Raw genomic sequence first — 3,210 nt, forward strand, 5'->3', positions numbered from 1 at the left:
CATTGTTAAATTCTCCTGTAAAACGTTGCCCTGCGATGTTTTTCTTTGGCAAAAAGATAGGTTTTGAGCAATTTTTTGGCAAAATGGTGGCATCTGAATATTTTTGAAAATCACAGCCATTAAATCTGATATAATGTATCTTTTTCTAAAGTTAAATCAGAATCTAAAATCATCTTATCACCTTCTTTTTTAAGCGATTTGCAAAAAAACGCAAAGAAAAAGAAACGTACACAAATTATGGTATGTTAGTCTTTTTGTGCCTTGAAAATAAACTTCTTTAATAACGCCTGCCCTAATAACAAATATTGAAATATCATAAAAAGCGCTGATATTTATTCTGGAGTTACTGATTTAATTGTTTTGAGGATAATGAATTTCTAAGTTGTTTTGGTCTAGCCAAGTTAAAATAACGTCTTGATTGGATTGGCGGTAGCGCATTTTTGGCTTGTAGGTGCAAATGTATTTTTGCCGCGCCAAACAATATCACCAATTAAGGCTTTGTCGTGCTGTATAAATAAGGATGCGTGCTACCTTGTTCTACGTATAAAGTGTTAGTTGGAAGGTGTTTGCCAACGACAAACCAAGGTTTTTTGGCTGGAACATCACCCAAACCTAAATTTTTACGTTGCCCTATGGTATAATACATTACTCCTTTATGATGTGCTAAAAAGTCCCATCCAAAGTTTTAATATCACCTTTTTGGAGTGGGTAAATAGTTGCTTAAAAATTGAAAAAATTTCTTTCACCAATAAAACAAATCCCTGTGGAATCTTTTTTTAGTGGCATTAATTAAATTATTTTCTAAAGCAATTTTGCGCAATTTCTTTGTTTTAAAGCGTAGAGATTTACCCAAAGGAAACAAAATATTTTGTAATTGTTTAGTTGTTAGTTGTGATAAAAAATAAGTTTGATCTTTGTTTTGGTCAACAGCACAAGCAAGTCGTGGAACTAATTTTTTTGGTATGAAGAAGTTTCATATATAATGTTAGCATAATGTCCCATAGCAATATATTGAGGAGCAAGTTTTGTTGTTGCATACTCAATAAAAGCTCTAAATTTAATTTCATTATTACAAAAAATATCAGGATTCGGAGTAAGATTATTTTCAAAGGATTTAATAAAAGACCATAAAGATTCTTTGCTGCAATATTTCAAATAAAACTGCTCACGATGCAATCCTAGAATTCCTGTTGTTCTGTGACACTTTTAAGAGCATCTTTATAATCTAAGTTCTTGCAGGCATATGTCATTTAAAAAGTGAATACCTTGGATATCAAAATTAAGAGCTGTTATCCCACTACGCATAAAACTGCTTCTACCAAATAACCTTGTTTTTTAAAAGAAAGTAGCAACGGCAATTCGTCAACTCCGCCTGATAAAACTTAACAACAATTTTTGTCATTTTTCGTCTTTTCTTTGCTTTTAATTTGCTGTGTGTGTGTGTTTTGATTTGTTATTTCGAAGGATATTTCTTATTGATGCTTTGAGATTTTATATTTTTAAACTTTGATTTATTGCTTTTTATTCTTTGTTCCTTGTAGATAAATAGGAAGCAAAAATTCGTTTCTGGGCGAAAGACTATTTCTAAACTTAGGACCTATGCCATATTTTGTCTTTTTTAAATTGATTTTGATAAAAAAGTTTTTCAGATATGAAACAACTAATTGATTTGCTTTTTTCTGACTCAAATCAAAGGCAATTTGCAAAACCAAGCAATTCTTGGTTTTGGTAAAACCTTTTTTAATGTGGCAAACAAAGAATGTGCATCTTCCATAATTAATTTTTGATTGATGTTTTCTTGCACTAATTTTTGATATAATTTTTTAAGGCAGGTGTAATTTGTAAATAGTTTTTTTCTAAATGATAAAGTAATAATTCTTTGACTAAAACATTAGGAACGCCAGCATTGAAGCATTATAAATGTGGTCATAATTACTACGAGGATTGTTTTTTCCTAAAGCCATATCCGAAAAATTATTATTTTCAACAACAAAAAAAAAACTTTTGTGTTTGGAAAGTTACCCTTTTTAAAAACTTGATCTTGTGGTCTTTGGGACAAGAAGCAAGTTCATTTTTTTGACAAAGTAGAAATGTTGTTAATATCGTTGAATAAAGTAGCTGTTTCGTTTGCTTCATTTATTTCATTTGTTGCGCTTGTGTCATTTTGTGGCATCATTTTTGTCAAGTCCCAAAAGCAATAACAAATCTTTTTTCTTTAAAAAACTACTTTCACAAAATGTGGCAACCCTTTGGTTTGTAAAAAATCTTTGAGGAGTTGATAATGAGTTTGGTTGGAAAAAAGAAGTGGATTTAGGATTTACAATGAAATCTTTCTAACGGTTTTTGCAACAAGGAAAAGCTTCTGAAAAGCAACTACCAAAGTTAACAAATCATTAATATTTTCAGTAATTTCTACAATTAGTACTTGCGTTTAAATTGTTAAGTTGTTTAGTTTTAAGTGCTAATACTTGGATTTCATTTGCCAATTTTTTAAATGCGAGAAGCAACATTTTGATTGAGAAATAAAAATATGTTTGATTGAATTGGTTTTTCAGCGTGTGGGATAATGGGGCGTTTCTTGGAGTTCAAAATAAGCTTTTTAAAAAAATATGTTGTTTTCCTATTCTTTGGTCTTTCATAAGTAGTATCAATTCTTCTTTGAAATTTAATTAAAATCAACACAAACATCAACTACTAAACTTACATCTTGATGAAATAATCTTTTTCAAGTGACCATTATTTCGCCTAACAAAGCAGCCATTTTGGTGTGATTAGAAAATAAATTATCAACAGTAGATTCAGTAATTCCGCTACTAGTGTAAAAATAGCCTCCAATTTGTTTGCGCGATGATCAAGAACGGCATTTTTTCTTAAATCAAGTTTGCCTATGTGATCGGTTGAGGCAGAAGTGATTGGGTAAAATTAAATGAGCGCCGTTTAAGGAAAGTAGATCACCAGGAGAAAAGACAGTCCATAAATCTTTGACAAATTTCACTCCAAAATAAGATCAAATTGGGAATTAAATAAATAAAACATCTCCAAAAGGAACTGTTTGACCCAAAATTTGGATGTATTGGGATTCGCAGGTTTTTCCTGATTGAAACCATCTTTTTTCGCTAAATTCTTTATAATTGAATAAGTTTTTTTAGGGGTTATTCCTAATATTTTATCTTTTGAATGATAATAATACGTAACTGGAACGAAGCAGCT

1 protein-coding gene and 1 pseudogene are annotated in these 3,210 nt (G+C 30.4%); both read right to left on the reverse strand.

Annotated elements, in window-relative coordinates:
• Nucleotides 1-189: 189 nt before the first annotated feature.
• Nucleotides 190-1,402: pseudogene (mnmA, locus tag ACEW7V_RS03095) on the reverse strand (tRNA 2-thiouridine(34) synthase MnmA).
• A gap of 1,589 nt (nt 1,403-2,991) precedes the next feature.
• The coding region (locus ACEW7V_RS03100; RefSeq protein ID WP_374695409.1) for a hypothetical protein at nt 2,992-3,210 on the reverse strand (219 nt) is incomplete at its 5' end.

Source organism: Areca yellow leaf disease phytoplasma (assembly GCF_041920595.1).